Source organism: Mesorhizobium sp. USDA 4775 (assembly GCF_054062655.1).
In genome coordinates this window covers 3,306,390-3,322,962 of sequence record NZ_JBSSFM010000001.1, presented here as the reverse complement: position 1 = coordinate 3,322,962, position 16,573 = coordinate 3,306,390, and the positions used below count along the sequence as shown (strand labels likewise).

Here is a 16,573-nt window from a genome sequence, read left to right as displayed (position 1 = left end):
AGGCATGCCGACTGACCCTGAAGCTTCGCAATCCGCAGCCATCGTCGCCGCCGAACCCTATGGCCGTGTGATCGTCAGGGCTGCATTGTGGCTGGCGTTCCTGGCGCCGTTCTTCTACCTGACCTATGGCTTGGCCAACTGGCTGGCGTCGCGGCGCGACGACGTCGGCAGCATCGTGTTCTCCTGGGAACACAGCATCCCGTTCGTCGCCTGGACCATCGTGCCCTACTGGTCGATCAACCTGTTCTACGGCCTGTCGCTGCTGCTTAACGACAACCGGCAAGGGGTCGACCGCCTGGCCGGCCGCTATCTCACAGCGCAACTCGTCGCCGTCACCTGCTTCATCCTGTTCCCGCTGACCGCGACGTTCGTGCGGCCGGAAACGACCGGCCTGCCGGGCTTCATGTTTGCCGTGCTTGGCGGCTTCGACAAACCGTTCAACCAGGCGCCCTCGCTGCACATCGCCCTGCTGGTGATCATCTGGGACCATTGGCGCCACCGAATCGGTCGCCTTCTCCTGCCGCTCTGGCACGGCTGGTGCTTCCTGATCGGCGCCTCGGTGCTGACGACCTGGCAGCATCATTTCATCGACATCCCGACCGGCGCGCTGCTCGGTTTTTTCGCGCTCTGGCTGTTTCCGCGCAACGGCGAATTGCCGTTTTCAGGTGCCCTGCCGACCAGCGATGCGAAAGCCCGCCGGCTGGCACTGTTCTATGCACTGGGCGCCGTCCTTGCGCTGGCCGCCGCCGCGTTCGGCGCGTTCTTTTCAGGCGTCGCGCTCTTCTTGCTTTGGCCAGCCTTGGCGCTGGCCATCGTCGCGCTTGCCTATGCCGGGGCCGGTTCGAAAGTGTTCCAGAAATCCGCGGATGGCAGCATCACGCTTGCATGCCGCCTCCTGCTCCTGCCGTACCGTCTTGGCGCCAGGACAAACATATGGGCCTGGACGCGAAATCTTGCTCCGCAGGTGGCGGTTGCCGACAGCGTCTTTCTCGGGCGTTTTCCCACCGCAAGCGAGGCCAACGGCTTCGGCACGGTCATCGACCTCGCCGCCGAACTTGAAAGGCCGGCGGGAGCGACTTGCCGCTGGATCGCCTTTCCGATGGTCGACCTGTTGCCGCCGCCGTTGATGGTGCAGCAACAGGCAGCCGGCGCGCTGGAGAAAGCGCGCCGCGACGGCACGGTGCTTGTCTGCTGCGCGCTCGGTTTCCAGCGCAGCGCCGGCGTCGTCGCCGAATGGCTGGTGGTGACCGGCAGAGCCAGGACGCCGGCCCGGGCTCGCGAGATGCTGAGCGCCGCCGGCCGGCCTGTTCATCTTGTCGAGGCAACGGAGCGGGCGGCATCATGACCGGCAATGCCTATCAGCAAAGCACCGATCGCTTCGCCGGCATGCTGATGCGGCAGGCCGCGTGGCCGGCCGCAATCGTTCTGGCCGCAAACATGCTGGCGCCCTTGGCCGCCCGGGCGCGCGGCGCCTTCGAGACCTTGCCCGCCGCCGTGGCGCTGTCGCTCGCTGCCGTCAGCGCGGTTGCCGTGCTGGCGCTGTCGGCGCTGCTGGCATTCGACGCGCTGCTGTTTCGGCTGATGGCCAGCCATGACGACATGTCTTCCGCCGGCGCCGCGGTGGACGACTTGCTGGCGCGCACGCGCCTGAAGCTGCTGCCACCTTCCCCACGTTCGCTCGACGAACGCATGGCCGGCACGCGCCGGCTGCTGACCAGCCAACGCATAGCCCTTGGCCTGTTCGTCGCGATGCTTCTGGCGGCCGGATTTTGGGCGCCGCGATGAACAAGCTCTCGCTCACGACCTTCACCCTGCTGCAGACTGTGACCTCCGTCGGCCTCTCGGCGCTGGCCTGGGCGGTAACCGGCGTGCGTCCGATCTGGAATGGCAGTCTGCCGTCGGACAAGCAGCGCATCTATTTCGCCAATCACACGAGCCATGGCGACTTCATCCTTTTGTCGGCGTGCCTCAACGAAAAGGAGCGCGCGATCACCCATGCCGTGGCTGCCGGCGAATATTGGGGAAAATCGCGGCTGCGCCGCTTCATCGCAGAAGACATGCTGTCATCCGTGCTCATCAACCGGCAATGGACGAAGCCCGAAGAAAACCCGATCGAGATCATGCTGTCGGTTCTCGACCAGGGACACTCGCTGATCCTGTTTCCCGAAGGCACCCGCAACATGACGGATGAGCCGCTGCTGCCTTTCCGCTCCGGGCTCTACAATTTGTCGATGGCACGGCCTCAGGTCGAGCTGATCCCGTGCTGGATCGAGAACATGTCGCGCGTATTGCCCAAGGGCCAGTTCCTGCCGGTCCCGCTTTTGTGCCGCGTCGTCTTCGGCGCGCCGGTGGCGGTGGCCCCCGGCGAAGAGCGGCGCGCCTTTCTCGACCGAGCCCACGCCACGCTTCTGGCGCTCAACCCGCGTCCCGAACGAGACGATTGATGCGCCACGACATCTCGATCCTGATCATCGGCCTGCTGGCGGTGCTGACGACCGCCAGCATCGTGGCCGCTATACTTTCGGCACGGGCGCCGAAACCACTCAGTTCGACTCTGGTCAATCTCACCCAACGCATCAATGCCTGGTGGGTGATGGTCGCGCTGATGACGGTCGCCTTCTTCTTCGGCCGGTACGGCCTGACCATCCTGTTCGCGCTGATTTCCTTCGCCTCGCTGCGCGAATTCGTGACGCTGACGCACACGAGCCGGAGCGACCATTGGGTGCTGCTCGGCATGTTCGGCATCATCATCCCGTTTCAGTACTGGCTGGTCTGGACCGCCTGGTACGGGCTGTTCGTCATCTTCATTCCGGTCTACTGCTTCCTGCTGATGCCAGCCATCACCGCGTTGCATGGAGACACCGAACGCTTTCTCGAGCGGATCGCCGCGCAGCAATGGGCGGTGATGATCTCCGTCTATTGCGTCAGCCATGTTCCAGCACTGCTGACGCTCGACGTGCCGGGCTTCGAAGGCCGCAATTTGCTGCTGATCGCCTTCCTGATCATAGTCGTGCAAGGCAGCGACGTGCTGCAATACATCTTCGGCAAGCTGTTCGGAAAACACCGGTTTTCGCCGACCGTATCGCCGTCGAAAACCTGGGAGGGCCTGATCGGCGGAGTGGTATCGGCGAGCCTGCTCGGCGCTCTGCTGTCGTTCGTGACGCCATTCACGCCCCTGCAGGCGGCGTGTGTCGCCTTCGTCGTCTGTTCGATGGGGTTTCTGGGTGGGCTGGTCGCCTCGGCCATCAAGCGCGACCAGGGTGTCAAGGATTGGGGCCATCTCATCGAAGGCCATGGCGGCATGATGGACCGTACCGACAGCCTGGTCTTCGCTGCCCCGATCTTCTTTCACATCGTGCGCTACTTCTGGACAGTCTGAGACGGCAAGCTCTGAGCCGTCAGAGCCGGTTTCGCACGACCAGCGTGACGACGAAGAAGGCGCCGAGCGAACTGGTGATGATGCCGATCGGCAGTTCCTGCGGCGGCAGCAGGGTTCGCGCCAGAAGATCGCTTGCCAGCAACAGCACCGCCCCGAACAGCGCACAGCTGGCGATCAGCCGCAGATGCAAGGGACCGGCCAGCGGCCGCGACAAATGCGGGATCATAAGCCCGACAAAGCCGATGACGCCGGCGACCGAGACAAGAATTGCCGTCGAAAAGGCGGCGACGAGAAACGTCGTCCTGCGCATCCGCGCCACCGGCACGCCAAGGCTTTCGGCGGCACTTTCACCCGCCAGGAAGGCGTCCAGCCTGCGATGGTTCCAGAGCCCGTAGGCCGCGATCGTGCCGGCGCCCAATGCGCCCAGCCAGACATTGTCCCAGCGCGCCAGCCCGAGCCCACCCATCGTCCAGAACAGCACCGAATGGGCGGCGCGCTGGTCGCCGGCAAAGACCAGATAGTTGGTCAAGGCGGTGAACAGGAAGGAGACGGCAAGGCCGGCGAGGATCAGCCGTTCCGGCCCCTGCCCCCGCACCCGCGCGACCAGCAGCAGGACGATGCAGGCGGCCAGTATGCCGCCGGTGAAGGCCGCGACCGGCAAGGTCCAGATGCCAAAACTGTCACCAAAGACGGTGATGACGGAAACAGCACCGGCCGCCGCCCCCGACGACAGGCCGAACAGGAAGGGATCTGCAAGATCGTTGCGGGTCACCGTCTGCAGCAAGGCGCCTGTTATGCCGAGGCCGCCGCCGACACAGACCGCCAGGATCGTGCGCGGCAGCCTGAGATCGAAGACGATCTTGCCGACCGGGCCCGACACCTGGTGCTCGTTCAATCCGACGGCATGGCCAAGCGAGGCGATGACGTCGGTCAGCGGGATCAGTGTCGAACCATAGGCGATCGACAGCAGCACGAGGGCGACGACCGCTACCGTGCCCGCCACTGTCGCCAGCGCGAACGCCTTGTGCCCTGAAAGCGCACCGGATTTATGCCCAGGGGCAAGAAGCATCAGAACGCTTCCGGATGCATCGCCTTGGCGATCTTGCCGATCGCCTCGATGTTTGCCGGGCCGGGCGTCAGTTCGGCATAGCGGAGCGCCACGAAGCGCTCGTTCTTGACCGCGTCCGTCTCCTTCATCGCCGGGTGCGCCTTGAGGAAGTCGAGCAGTTTCTTGTAGCCGCCGCCATCCTGGTAATCGAGCAGGATGAGGAATTGCGGATTGCGCGACGCCACGGTTTCCCAATCCGTGTTGCCCCAGCTGGTGTCCATGTCGGCCATGATGTTGTCGCCGCCCGCCGCCGTGATCATGGCGCTCGGAATGGCGAATTTTCCGGCGGTGAACGGCTTGTCCTCACCTGAATCATAAAGGAACACCCGCGTCCCCTTTGCGCCGCCGACCTTGGCAGTGATATCAGCGAGCTGCGCCTTCCAGCCGGCAACAAGTTTTTTGGCTTCGGTCTCCTTGCCGAAGATCTTGCCCAGCTTTTCGACATCGCCATAGAGCAGATCCATCGAGGCAGCCGGACGGTTCTTGTCGAGATGGACGCAGCTTTCGGTCAGCACCAGCGTCTTGATGCCGTGCGGGGCGAGCGTGTCTGGCGTCACGTCGCCGCCCGGCTTCATGCCATAGTACCAGCCGGCGAAGAAGAAATCGGGCTCGACGGCGACAAGGTTTTCCAGCGTCGGGTATTTGGGCGCCAGTTCGGGAATAGAACCCTGCTCGGCCTTGAATTCGGGGCCGACCTTGTACCATCCGGTGATGCCGGTCAGGCCGACGATCGACGGCTGCAGCTTCAGCGCGAAGGCCATCTCGGCCATGTTGAGATCATGGATGACGGCGCGTTTGGGCGGCGCGTCGAAGGTCAGCGGCTTGCCGCAGCTGTCGACGGTGACCGGGAAGGCGAAGGCTGACGAAGCCAGCAGCGAGAAGACGAGCGACAGCATGAGACGTTTCACGGATTTTGCTCCTTGGTTGAACAATGTCGGATGAGGGATGGGTTCGATCAGGATGGCGGCGCGGCGCGGTTTGGAACATCGAAGACCGTCAGTTCGCGGTCTTCGGTCGGATGGCGCAGGCGAAACACGTCGACGCCGAAAATCTCGCGGATCAGCTTTTGGGTCAGCGCCTCGCGCGGCGCGGCCAGCGCATGCAGCCGCGCTTCGTTCATCACCGCGACCCTGGTGGCGAAGGGCGCCACCAAAGTCAGATCGTGCAGCACCGCGATCACTGTCATGCCGAAGCCAGCAACGAGTTCGAGCAATTCGCCACGGGCGCGCGGATCGAGATGGTTGGTCGGCTCGTCGAGGAACAGCACCTTCGGTTGCTGCGCGATGGCGCGCGCCAGCTGGGCGCGCTGGCGTTCGCCGCCCGACAGCGAGCCGATGCTGCGGCCAAGCAGCGGCAACAGGCCGGTCCGGCGCAACGCGTCGACGACGATGTCGCGCTCCTCGCTCCTGCGTCTCAGGCCGGCATGCGGGACGCGGCCGAGCTCGACATAGTCGATCACCGCCAGCCGCGGGTCCGGCTGGTCGGTCTGGCCAACGACGGCGATATGCAGAGCCCGCTCGGCGGTCGAGATACGGTCCAGACGGCGCCCGCCAAACTTCACCTCGCCGGAACTTGGCCTGAGCATGCCCGACAGCATGCGCAGCAGCGTGGTCTTGCCGGCGCCATTGGGGCCGATGATGGCAAGGCGATCGCCTGTGGCCACCGACAGGCTGACGGCGTGGACCAGGTCGCGGCCATTCGCCGTCGCGCAGAGTTCGCGGGCTTCGAGAAGCGGCGTTGTCATCGGCTGTTGCCCTCAAACTTGGCCGGTCCGGGAATACGAGCCAGCGTCTTGCCCGCCAGCCGCGGCGGACGCTGTCCGGAATTGCACCAGCCGTCGGCGAGCGAGGCGTAAAGCCTGGCAAATCGCACGAGATCGCCGGCGTCGGCCTCGGCGTCGATGGAGCCGAAGAGATAGGAAGCCTTGCCTGGCGCCTGGAAGGCCACGGTCAGCGGCCGCGCACAGCCCGCCATGCATTCGACGCCTTCGATCGTGAAGCCATGCGCCACAGTGGGTTCCTGGCAGGCCGCGAGCCGGGAGCGCAGATCGGCACACAGGCTTTCGCCCGACCTGATGCCGGTCGGGATGTCACGGCAAAGCGTGCACACGATGATGCGATGATCGATGGCGCCGTCCAACTTTCCGTCACTTTCCAAAACTAGCGACGGAAGGATGCTGGCGAGCCGGACGACAAGACCGACGTCCACGTCTCCTCCCGGCACACCCCGTCCGGTCAACTCGGTGATGGCAGGTCTCCTGGCTCGCGGGTCTCAGCGCAATCCTGCCTTCCCAGCCTTGCCGGCCAGTGGCACGTCGGATCTTGCTCACCGCTTACAGTTGCGGGGGCAGCCACGGTCTCGACCTCTGCGGGTCTCACCGTGTTCCCTTTTCACCCCTTGCCTTTCGGCGCGGGGACCATCACGCACCCACCGTAGATTTCCATCGATCGCATCGCAATGGGTTTTTTGCGATGTCGCTGCGCTTCGTAGAATATGTAATAACATTACGTTGAAGCGATATTTCTCGACGATGTGAACCCCTGTCCTCGCGCAATAAATCTTCGGCGGTACCTCGGTTTTCAGCCGCGAGCGGTCACCAGGCAGGAGGCATGACACCTGGCCGCGGTCGCCGAGGGAAACCGGCGCTACAGCTTTCTAAAAAAGCCTGACAGAATATTTGGACCCGCTTCGCCTGGCCGCAGTCTGATCCCGTCTTCAAAGCAATTCAGCGTCACGCATTCGAAGCCGTAGTGCGCGAGAAGCGCCACCAGCGAGTCACGGTCGAAATGGTGCAGGTGCTCGTTGGGCAGACGCATGCGCCACGTCCGGAACCATGCATCGCCATCGGCGCCGAGTTCACGCCAGCGGCAGTAAGGGACGGCGATGGCCAGGTGGCGGGTCTGAAGGCGGGCGAGGAAACCCAGATCCGGAATGTGCTCGAGCACGTCGAACATGGCGACGAGATCCCACGAGCCGGCGAGCGCCTCGTCCCAATCGACAAAGCGGACGCCCTCGGGCAGCGGAAATTTGGTGATGTCGCAGCCGGCACAGTCGGCAACCCCGGTAATCTTGGCGGCCTCAATGAAGGTGCCGGTGCCATAGCCAATCTCCAACACGGACCGCGGTATCTCACCGGTGATCCCCAGCACCCAGCCAAGCCGCTGATAGCCGAGCTTGATGGTCCGGTCGCTCAGATCCTCGTAATAGGAAATGTATTGCTTGTCGTATGTGATCGGCGTGGCGTCGATCTGGTGGATCACGCCGAAGCGGTCGAGGTTGTAGTTGTCTAGCATTCGCGGCGCCCCCGGGATTTCGAATGCTTATATGGCGGAGTTGAACGCAAGGTAAGCGGTTGGGGCGGGATGCCAAATCCTGGCAGGAGCGCGACCAGAACTAAATGTCACATTTGGGTCGACTGCCAACCGCCACTGCCAGGCTATGCAACGCGAAAAGCTGACACGCGACCTCCCGATACCAAAGTAAAAGCGTACGCGACCTCACCCTTCAAAACGGATGCACGACCCAACGACGCAGGCTATGTTACCCCGTCGGCAGACGTCATCGAAGGGGAGGACATGACATGCAGGCAATGCCGATAGCGCATCAAGCCGCGCAACCCGCGGTCGGGCCCATATCCTCCTTGACCGGCTATCCGGCCGCCATCCTGTGCTGGCTGCTTTCGGCTGGTGTCTATATCGCGGCCAAATGGGTGGCGCCTGAAATGCCGCCCTGGGGCTCTGCTTTTGGCGGCTGACGCTTGCCTGCGCCATCCTACTGCCGATTGTGCACCGTCATCACGACGCCATGATTGGGCTTTTGCGAACTCGCGCCTTGGAGGTCGTCGCCGTGGGGGCGATCGGCCTCACCCTATGCCAGGGTATGATCTACCATGGCCTCAACGACACCAACGCCACCACGGCCGGCATCATCATGGCGCTTTCGCCTGTCATGACGATGGTGCTCGCGCGTTTCGTGCTTGGCGAACCGCTCGGACTGTGGAAGTCGCTTGGCGCGCTGGTTGCGCTCGCCGGAATGATTTTCATCGTTGCCCACGGGAACCTGACGGCGCTGCTGCAACTCGAGTTCAACGCCGGCGAGTTGTGGATCGTCGGCAGCGCGTTCTGCTGGGGCCTCTACACCGTGCTTTTGCGCCGTGCCAAATTCGGCATCGAACTCCTGCCGATGGTCGTGCTGCTGCTCGGCGCCGGTGCGCTGGTCGCGTTGCCTTTCCATTTGTGGGAATTGTTCAACGACGCACGCTCCGCCATGGACGTCCACAGCATTCTCGCGCTCGCCTATCTGGCAGGACCCGGCGGCGCCTTGATGTACTATCTCTACAACAAGAGCGTGGAAACACTCGGCGCGAGTCGGGCGAGCATGCTGCTCTACCTGCAGACGGTGTTCGTCGCCATGCTTGCCTATCTGCTGCTCGGCGAGGAATTGCACGATTACGATCTGGTCGGTGCGGCCTTCATTGTCGCCGGCATCATACTCGCCACCGTGGTCAAACCCAGGCCAGCTCAACCACGCGTGGCGTAGAAATCTATAGCCGCGCGAATGACCGAAGTGCGCCATGAAGTTGCCATTCTTCGGCAGGCCCCCCCAAAACGAACAAGGCCCCTTCCGGGGCCTTGCGCATCAAGTTCAGTGCCGGGCTCTCCGGCCCTCACTTCCCCATCAGTTGCTTGGCGTTCTCCGCCGTGATCGCGGTCGTTTCCACCGTCACCGTTGGTTCCACCGAAGTCGCGCAGTCGAGCAGGATCTTCTTCGACATCTCGATCGCTTCCTTGGCGCCCGTCGGATAGGTGAAGGTCGCCGCCCAGTCGCCTTTTGCGACGGCCTCGATGCCGCCGGCCGGTCCGGGCAGGCCGTCGGTGCCGATGATCTTGACGTCCTTGCCAGCTCCCTTGGCGGCAAGCAGCGCGCCGGCCGCCATCATGTCGTTGGAGGCATAGAGCACCTTGATGTCGGGATGCGCCTGCAGCATGGCGGCAAAGGCGGTCTGGGCTTTGTCCGGCACCCAGTCGGCGGCCTGCTCGGCGACGACCTGGATCTTGGCATTCTCCTTGACGCCGTCCTTGAAGCCGTTCAGCCGCTCAACCGCCGGCGTCGAGCTCGGCAAGCCTTCCAGCACCGCCGCCTCGCCGCCATCCGGCAGCAAGGTCTTGGCGGTGTATTTGCCGGCCTCGAGCGCGATCTTGTAATTGTCGCCGCCGATGAAGGCGGTGTAGTCCTTGCCGGGATCGCCGACCGTCTTGCGGTCGAGCTCGATGACCGGGATGCCGGCATCCATGGCGCGTTTCACCGCCGGCGTCAGCGGTGCCGCCTCGAAGGGCGAGATCAGCAGCAGATCGACCTTCTGGGTGATGAAATTGTCGACCTGCGAGGTCTGCGTGTTGACGTTGCCGGCGCCGTCGGCGATCTGCAGCGTGAAGCCCGGCACGGTCTTGGCCGCCGCGGTCAGCTCGTCATTGACGTGCTGACGATAGGGCTCGGCATTGTTGGCCTGCGAAAAGCCGATGATGAACTGGCCGTCCTTGGCGCAGGCCTTGACCATCGGGTCTGCAGCCTGGGCGGATCCCGCAATGCACAGGCCCGCGCCTGCCAGAAGCACGGCGTGAAGCGTGCGCCTCGTTCCTTGTCTTGTGGTCTTCATACTCACTCTCCTCCTCGTCGGGCCGGGGGCCAGACCTTGGTTGACTTCGACTTTGTTGCCGCCTTCCTCCTAACGACCCAAACCCTCGCGGCGGCGAACGAGGGATTGAAGCACTGCCGCCAGCACGATGATCGCGGCGGTCGCGAGTAACTGCATTGCCGGCGTGATGTTGTTGAGCTGCAGGATGTTGGCGAGCGCGCCCAGCATGATGGTGCCGGCCACGGTGCCGACCATCGAGCCGGCGCCGCCAAACAGGCTTGTGCCGCCGATGACCACGGCGGCGATGGCTGTCAGTTCGTAGCCCATGCCGTCATTGGCGCTGCCGAAATTGAACTGGCCGGCGTGCACGATGCCGGCCAGAGCCGAAGCAAAACCGGTGATGGCATAGACCGAGATCTTCACCATCGAAACGGGCACGCCGGAAATGCGCGCCGCGCGCTCGTTGCCGCCAACGGCAAAGACATAGCGGCCGAAGCGCGTCGTGTTGAGCACGATCGTTGCGATCGCGGCAAAGACGATGAAGACGATGGTGGCGACCGGCACGGTGTTGTTGAACAGCCGCTCTCCGAGGATCGCAAACACAGGCGGTGCCAGCCCCGGCCCGTCGCCATAGGAAATGTTGATGTACTGGTTGCCCGAGACGACCAGCGCCAGGCCGCGCGCCGCCTGCAAGCCAGCAAGCGTGACGATGAACGGCTCCAGCCGAAAGCGGGTGGAGATAGTGCCCTGGATGGCGCCGAAGACGATGCCCATGACGAGCACGGCGAGGATGGTGGGAATGAGCCCGAATCCACCCGAGATCATCATCGACGCGGTGACGACGCTGGACAGGCCGAGCACCGCGCCAACCGACAGGTCGATGCCGGCGGTGATGATGACGAAGGTCATGCCAATGGCGATGATGCCGGTTTCCGACACGGCGCGCACGATGTTGGCGATGTTGTCGGGATCGAGGAACAGGATCTGGCCGTGCCGGCGCGGCGAGAAGATGATGCCGCCGATCGCCACCACCACCAGGCCGATCAGGCTCTGGAAGCGCACCACAAGGGCGAGCGGATCGCGATGCTTGGGCGCTGCCGCCGGCACAGCGGGGCTCGCTGTCACCGAAATCTTCTGTTCAGACATCAGGCCTCCCTGCCATTTGCCGCGTCAAGCACCGTGTGCTCGTCGACGCCGCCGATGAATTCCGCCACGTTGCGCCCTTGGCGCAGCACCACGATCCGGTCGCACAGGCCGATGAGCTCCGGCATCTCGCTGGACGCAACCAATATGCCGAGCCCCTGCGCCGCCAACTGCCTCAGCCGCGCGTAGATCTCGCCCTTGGCACCGACATCGACGCCGCGGGTCGGTTCGTCGAGCAGCAGCAGCCGGGGATTGCCGAGAATCTCCTTGGCCAGCACCACCTTCTGCTGGTTGCCGCCGGACAGCGCGCCGACGGCGATGTCGGGATTCTTCGGCCTGATATCGAACTGGCCGAAGGACTGCTTCACCGCATCCGCCTGGCGGCGCTGCGACATCAGGCCGAAGGGCGAGATGCGGCGGATCACCGACATGACCAGGTTGAGGCCCACCGCCATTCTGAGCATCAGCCCGCTGCCGCGCCGATCGTCGGTGACGAAGGCGATGCCGGCCGCGCGGGCCGCCCTGATCGAATCCAGCCTTACAGGCCGGCCATTTATAGCAACCTCGCCTTCCCAACGGCCGGACAGGCCGGTGCCATAGAGCGCGCTGAGCAGTTCGGTGCGCCCTGCCCCCATGATGCCGGCCAACCCGACGATCTCGCCCGCCTTGACGTCGAGCGAGACGCCGCTCGGCGGCTGCCAGCCGGCGCTTTCATGGGCGAGCCTGAAGCTGGCATCACGCAAGCTGAGCAGTGTCTTGCCGGCCTTCGTCGACCGTTCGGGATAAAGCTCATCCAGCGGCCGGCCGACCAGAAGCCGGACCAGTTCGGCCTGCGGCGCGTGCGGCTCGGTGACGCCCGCGACGCGACCGTCGCGCATGACCGTCACCCGGTCGGCGATCTGCGGTACCTCCTCGAGGCGATGCGAGATGTAGACGATGCCGACGCCGCTGGCGGCGAGCTTGCGCATGATGTCGAACAGCCTGTCGACCTCACCTACCGTGAGTGCGGCCGTCGGCTCGTCCATGATCAGCACGCGCGAGGCGTAGGACAGCGCCTTGACGATGGCCACGACCTGGCGCTGGCCGATCGACAGGTTCGCCACCATGCTGGCCGGATCGATGGCCAATTCGATGGCTTCGAGACGCTTGCGCGCCTCGCTGCGCATTGCCGGCACGTCGAGGAAACCACCGGGCCGCATCAACTCGCGGCCAAGGAAAAGGTTGGCGGCGACGTCGAGTGTCGGCACCAGGTCGAGTTCCTGGAAGATGGTGGCGATGCCGGCCGCCTGCGCCTCGCGCGGGTTGTTGAAGGTGATCGGCTTGCCGTCGATGTGGATGGTGCCCTCGTCCGGCGTGTAGACGCCCGACAACAGGTTCATCAGCGTCGATTTACCGGCGCCGTTTTCGCCAAGCAAGGCATGGATCTCGCCCGCCTTGAGGTGGAAGTCGACGCCGCGCAGCGCCTGGACGCCGCCGAAGCGCTTGACCGCACCGGTGACGGAAAGCAGCGGCGCGCTCATGCCGACCTCATGGGGCTGACCTCATGGGGGGCCGGCCTCGCGCAGGACTCCCGCACCTGCAGCGCCGCCCGCAGCCGCACCGCCTGCGGCTCCAGGTCGGTCGATGCAATGCGAGCGCACAGCAGGGCGGCCGCCTGCCGTCCGATCTCGGTGCATGGTTGCGCGACCAGTGTCAGCCGCGGCTCGAAGCAATCGGCCCATTCGAAGTCGTCGAAGCCGGCGAGCGACAGGTCGCCGGGGATAGAGAGCCCCCTCTCGCGGATGGCGCGAACTGCCCCGATGGTCGTCATGTTGTTGCCCGTGACCAATGCGGTGGGCGGCGACGGCAGAGACAGGATCGCATGGGTCGCTGCGGTCGCGCTCGCCGTGTCGACATTCTCCGGCGAGACATAGTGCGGCAGGCATTCAAGTCCATTGGCGACCAGCGAGGCGCGAAAGGCCTCGACGCGTTCGCGGGTCGTCGCCAGACCCGGCTGGCCGGCGATGTAGCCGATGCGCTTGTGGCCGAAGGCGGCGACATGATCGATCAGCGCGCGCATCGATGACTGGTTCTCGACACCGATCTGGTCGAAACGCTCGTCGGCGAAACGATCGATGAGCACGCAGGGCAGCTTCTTCTCGGCCAGGTAATCGATGGCGCGCTGCGGCGCGCCCGACGGCGCCAGGATTACGCCGTCGACGCGACGCTGGTGGAAGGCGCGCACCACCGAAAGCTCGCGGTCGGGGTCCTCCTGCGTGTCGGAGAGGAAGACCATGAGGCCGAGGCGCGCGCATTCGGCCTCCACCGCACAGATGATATCGGTGAAATAAGGGTTGGAAATCGCCGAGATCGCCAGGCCGACGCTGTTGGTCGAGGCGACTTTCAGCGACCGTGCCAGTTCGTTGGGCTGGTAGCCCATCGCGGCGATTGCGTCGTTGATGAGCCGGGCCTTCTCCGGCGAGACGAAGCGGGTGCGGTTGATGACATGCGAGACGGTCGAAACCGATACGCCGGCGCGGCGCGCGACCTCAGCCATTGTCGGCATGGCGACTCAAATGGAGTGCTGGCAAGCGCTCCTCCCTGATGATGCGTTCCAGTCCGCTCTCATTGGCTTTGGCGGATTTCGATGGACCATAATGTCATCGAAACGTTTGCGCAATCGATTCGATGACTTTGTTCGACCAAATTCGCGCGCTGCGCAATTTCGATCAAATTGCCACGCAAGAAAGCGGCAAGATGGTCCGGCCAAATGCGAGAAGCCATGAACCCGACCGAGAAAGCGCTGTGGTTTGTCGAGAGCCATCTGCCGGAGGCGATCTCGCTCGACGATGTCGCGGCAAGCAGCGGCGTCTCGCGCTTTCATGTGACGCGCGCCTTCGGCGCCGCCACCGGCCGCTCCGTCATGGGTTATGCGCGCGCACGGCGCTTGACCGAGGCGGCGCGCAGGCTGGCCGACGGGGCGCCCGACATCCTCTCGGTGGCGCTCGATGCCGGCTACAACTCGCATGAGGCCTTCACCCGGGCCTTCCGCGACCAGTTCGGCACGACGCCGGAGCTGGTGCGCGCGCAAGGCTCGACCAAGACCCTCGACCTCGTGGAGCCGATCCTGATGGACCAGTCCTTTCTTGCAAAGCTCGAGCCACCGCGCTTCGAGACCAGCCGGCCGTTCCTGATCGCGGGGCTGGGCGAACGCTACAGCTGCGAGACCAGCGCCGCCATTCCCATGCAATGGCAGCGCTTCGGCCCCTATATCGGCAACATTCCGGGCGAGACCGGTGACGTCGCCTATGGCGTCTGCGTCAACGGCGACGATGCCGGCAATTTCGACTACATCGCCGGTGTCGAGGTCACAGACTTTTCCGACCTTCCCAGGGAATTCAGCCGCGTGCGCATACCGGCGCAGAAATATGCGGTGTTTTCGCATCGCGAGCACATTTCGACCATCCGCCGCACCGTCAACACGATCTGGAACAAATGGCTGCCGGCCTCCGGGCACGAGATAGCGGACGCGCCGGAATTCGAACGCTATGGCTCGGAGTTCGATCCGCGCAGCGGCAATGGCGGGTTGGAGATCTGGATACCGGTCAAGTCCTAGAGCGTTTCACCGTTTCACGGAAACGGCGAACCGCTCTAACTCTTGTTTTGGAGCAATTCCGGACGGAAAACCGCTTCACACTTTTCCTGGAATTGCTCTGGTATCGAGCAGATCTTACCTTGGCATGGGCCAAGGTACGATCCGCCGCTTCGCCTACTCCACGGTGAGAGCGACCTCGTAGAGGCCGGGATGAGCCTGACCCAAGGCCCGGTTGCGGTCGAGAAAACCGTTGCTACGCAGATGCTCGAAGACCCGCTGCATGGCCGCCTGATCCCGCGCCTGGGCGTAGTTGACGACCCGCGTGCCGTCGAGACTTCGGTGCAGGCTGGCGGACATCCAGCCGGGAATGCCTCGGCAACTCATTGCCGTCTCCCGCAGCAAGTCGATCAGCGCCTGCTGTCCGCCTTCAGGCACGGTGAAGACATTGATCTGGCTGATGACGCCGGTGTCGGCGCGAATGATGGGCATTTTGCTTCTCCTTCGTTGGCGCCAGGCAAACGAAGGAACGCCGATCAGCGAAGACCCCGAACGCCAAGCCCGGCGTAAAGCACGCGGTGGGCTTGCCGCGGGTTCCCATATTGGATGGGAACGGAGCTTCCAGCTTGTGGAAGGGAGCGGGCTTACCATATGCCGCTCAAGGGTCCTTTTCGACCCGCGCCTCATCTCATCGACGCAAGGCGCCAACAACCGCGCATCGTGGGATGCCGGACAGCGTTCGCTAGAGGTCGAGATCCCACGTCTGCCCGACCAGATCCTTGCCGAAGGAATGGTGGCGCTCTTCGTCGATCAGCTTGAAGCCCGCCGCCTGATAGATGCGGCGCGCCGAGCCCAGTATATCGTTGGTCCAAAGCGTCAGCGTCTTGTAACCCTTGGCCCGCGCGAAGGCGATGCACTCATCGACCAGACGCGCGCCGATGCCAAGGCCGCGTGTCGAAGGCTCGACATAAAGCAATCTGAGCTTCGCCACCTCGGGCGACTTGCGCACGACGAAGACCGAACCGACGACCTCGCCATCGCGCTCGGCGATCCAGCTGCGCTCCCATTTCGGGTCGAAGGATTTGACGAACGCCGCGAGGATTTCGGCGACCAGCGCCTCGTAGGTTTCATCCCAGCCATAATCCTGAGCGTAGAGCAGGCCTTGCCGGCGGGTGATCCAGCCGATGTCACCGATCTGCAGCGGCCGCAGCAGATAGGGGATTTTCGGCTCGGCGCTTTCGTCCAGCAGCGCCTGGACCGTCCGCATCGACTTCACCAGCCGGTCCTGCTCCGAAGCGGGCAGCCGATCGAGCAAGGCGGCCACCTGGTCATGCGAACCCTTGTTCAGCGGCGCGAAGGCATTCCTGCCCGCCGGCGTCAGCGCAATCGAGGATTGCCTGGCATCCGAAACCAGCGTCGACCTGGAGATGAGGTCATCGCGTTCGAACTTCTTCAGCAAACGGCTGACATAGCCGGCGTCGAGACCGAGATCGCGCCCCAGGTCGGTCGCGGTCAAACCGTCGCGATGCGCCAGCTCGTAAAGCACACGCGCCTCGGTCAGCGAGAAGGCGCTTTGCAGCAGCCCTTCGTCGAGCAGGCCGATCTGGCGGGTGTAGAAGCGGTTGAAAGCCCGCACCGCATCGATCAGGTGCTTGTTGGGCGCTTCGTTGTTGGCCTGATGGTGAATCGTCATGGTCATCTCCTGCCTTCACAGGATCAATCGTTTACTTGACGGAG

Annotated in this window: 16 protein-coding genes, 1 pseudogene and 1 riboswitch; of the genes and pseudogenes, 6 read left to right on the top strand and 11 right to left on the bottom strand. The window is 64.0% G+C overall.

What is annotated here, in order from left to right; all coding sequences use genetic code 11:
- Positions 1 to 4 precede the first annotated feature (4 nt).
- Genes ACVILI_RS16125 through ACVILI_RS16110 form a run of 4 tightly spaced genes read left to right on the top strand, consistent with a single transcriptional unit; the run spans position 5 to position 3,379 of the window.
- Positions 5 to 1,345 carry a phosphatase PAP2/dual specificity phosphatase family protein gene (locus tag ACVILI_RS16125; protein WP_084791487.1) on the top strand — a complete coding sequence of 447 codons (1,341 nt, stop codon included), beginning with the start codon at positions 5 to 7 and terminating at the stop codon, positions 1,343 to 1,345.
- On the top strand, positions 1,342 to 1,785 hold the full coding sequence (locus tag ACVILI_RS16120; protein WP_038646073.1) for a hypothetical protein: 444 nt from the start codon (positions 1,342 to 1,344) through the stop codon (positions 1,783 to 1,785). The genes ACVILI_RS16125 and ACVILI_RS16120 overlap by 4 nt, the downstream gene beginning before the upstream one ends.
- Complete coding sequence (locus tag ACVILI_RS16115; protein WP_019857454.1) at positions 1,782 to 2,444, top strand: lysophospholipid acyltransferase family protein; 663 nt, start codon at positions 1,782 to 1,784, stop codon at positions 2,442 to 2,444. Before ACVILI_RS16120 ends, ACVILI_RS16115 begins: the two co-directional genes overlap by 4 nt.
- Positions 2,444 to 3,379 carry a phosphatidate cytidylyltransferase gene (locus tag ACVILI_RS16110; protein ID WP_019857453.1) on the top strand — a complete coding sequence of 312 codons (936 nt, stop codon included), beginning with the start codon at positions 2,444 to 2,446 and terminating at the stop codon, positions 3,377 to 3,379. Before ACVILI_RS16115 ends, ACVILI_RS16110 begins: the two co-directional genes overlap by 1 nt.
- A gap of 19 nt (positions 3,380 to 3,398) precedes the next feature.
- Here ACVILI_RS16110 and ACVILI_RS16105 read toward each other — a convergent pair whose 3' ends face one another.
- The 5 genes from ACVILI_RS16105 to ACVILI_RS16085 form a co-directional block, all read right to left on the bottom strand.
- Positions 3,399 to 4,448 carry a FecCD family ABC transporter permease gene (locus ACVILI_RS16105; RefSeq protein WP_038646069.1) on the bottom strand — a complete coding sequence of 350 codons (1,050 nt, stop codon included), beginning with the start codon at positions 4,446 to 4,448 and terminating at the stop codon, positions 3,399 to 3,401.
- The gene (locus tag ACVILI_RS16100) at positions 4,448 to 5,395 is read right to left on the bottom strand and encodes an ABC transporter substrate-binding protein (protein ID WP_038646066.1); all 948 of its coding nucleotides are present in this window, start codon (positions 5,393 to 5,395) and stop codon (positions 4,448 to 4,450) included. The genes ACVILI_RS16105 and ACVILI_RS16100 overlap by 1 nt, the downstream gene beginning before the upstream one ends.
- A 47-nt stretch (positions 5,396 to 5,442) precedes the next feature.
- Positions 5,443 to 6,231, bottom strand: coding sequence for an ABC transporter ATP-binding protein (locus ACVILI_RS16095; protein WP_038646062.1), 789 nt, complete (start codon positions 6,229 to 6,231; stop codon positions 5,443 to 5,445).
- On the bottom strand, positions 6,228 to 6,695 hold the full coding sequence (locus ACVILI_RS16090; RefSeq protein ID WP_457102540.1) for a DUF1636 family protein: 468 nt from the start codon (positions 6,693 to 6,695) through the stop codon (positions 6,228 to 6,230). Before ACVILI_RS16090 ends, ACVILI_RS16095 begins: the two co-directional genes overlap by 4 nt.
- Before the next feature lie 22 nt (positions 6,696 to 6,717).
- Positions 6,718 to 6,923: riboswitch (cobalamin riboswitch) on the bottom strand.
- A gap of 209 nt (positions 6,924 to 7,132) precedes the next feature.
- A complete protein-coding gene (locus ACVILI_RS16085) occupies positions 7,133 to 7,747 on the bottom strand; it encodes a class I SAM-dependent methyltransferase (RefSeq protein ID WP_240564730.1) in 615 nt (204 codons plus the stop codon).
- 320 nt (positions 7,748 to 8,067) lie between these two features.
- Between ACVILI_RS16085 and ACVILI_RS16080 the strand changes: the two are divergent.
- A pseudogene (locus tag ACVILI_RS16080) lies at positions 8,068 to 9,026 on the top strand (DMT family transporter).
- Positions 9,027 to 9,153: 127 nt separating this feature from the next.
- Here ACVILI_RS16080 and ACVILI_RS16075 read toward each other — a convergent pair.
- The 4 genes from ACVILI_RS16075 to ACVILI_RS16060 all read right to left on the bottom strand — a co-directional run bounded on the left by ACVILI_RS16075 (position 9,154) and on the right by ACVILI_RS16060 (position 13,810).
- Positions 9,154 to 10,143 (bottom strand): substrate-binding domain-containing protein, encoded by a 990-nt coding sequence (locus tag ACVILI_RS16075; protein ID WP_038646057.1) that lies wholly within the window; start codon positions 10,141 to 10,143, stop codon positions 9,154 to 9,156.
- Positions 10,144 to 10,212: 69 nt separating this feature from the next.
- Positions 10,213 to 11,268: an ABC transporter permease gene (locus ACVILI_RS16070; protein ID WP_019857445.1), complete on the bottom strand. Its 1,056-nt coding sequence runs from the start codon at positions 11,266 to 11,268 to the stop codon at positions 10,213 to 10,215.
- On the bottom strand, positions 11,268 to 12,785 hold the full coding sequence (locus ACVILI_RS16065; protein WP_038646049.1) for a sugar ABC transporter ATP-binding protein: 1,518 nt from the start codon (positions 12,783 to 12,785) through the stop codon (positions 11,268 to 11,270). Before ACVILI_RS16065 ends, ACVILI_RS16070 begins: the two co-directional genes overlap by 1 nt.
- Positions 12,782 to 13,810: a LacI family DNA-binding transcriptional regulator gene (locus ACVILI_RS16060; RefSeq protein ID WP_038646046.1), complete on the bottom strand. Its 1,029-nt coding sequence runs from the start codon at positions 13,808 to 13,810 to the stop codon at positions 12,782 to 12,784. Before ACVILI_RS16060 ends, ACVILI_RS16065 begins: the two co-directional genes overlap by 4 nt.
- Positions 13,811 to 14,026: 216 nt before the next feature.
- Here ACVILI_RS16060 and ACVILI_RS16055 point away from each other — a divergent pair, with 216 nt between their 5' ends.
- Entirely contained in the window at positions 14,027 to 14,860 is an 834-nt protein-coding gene (locus tag ACVILI_RS16055) for an AraC family transcriptional regulator (protein ID WP_038646043.1), read from the top strand.
- 153 nt (positions 14,861 to 15,013) lie between these two features.
- Here the strand turns inward: ACVILI_RS16055 and ACVILI_RS16050 are convergent, their stop codons facing one another.
- Positions 15,014 to 15,328, bottom strand: a complete 315-nt coding sequence (locus ACVILI_RS16050) for an antibiotic biosynthesis monooxygenase family protein (RefSeq protein ID WP_038646040.1) — start codon at positions 15,326 to 15,328, stop codon at positions 15,014 to 15,016.
- Positions 15,329 to 15,578: 250 nt separating this feature from the next.
- The gene (locus ACVILI_RS16045) at positions 15,579 to 16,529 is read right to left on the bottom strand and encodes a bifunctional helix-turn-helix transcriptional regulator/GNAT family N-acetyltransferase (RefSeq protein ID WP_038652491.1); all 951 of its coding nucleotides are present in this window, start codon (positions 16,527 to 16,529) and stop codon (positions 15,579 to 15,581) included.
- Positions 16,530 to 16,573 lie beyond the last annotated feature (44 nt).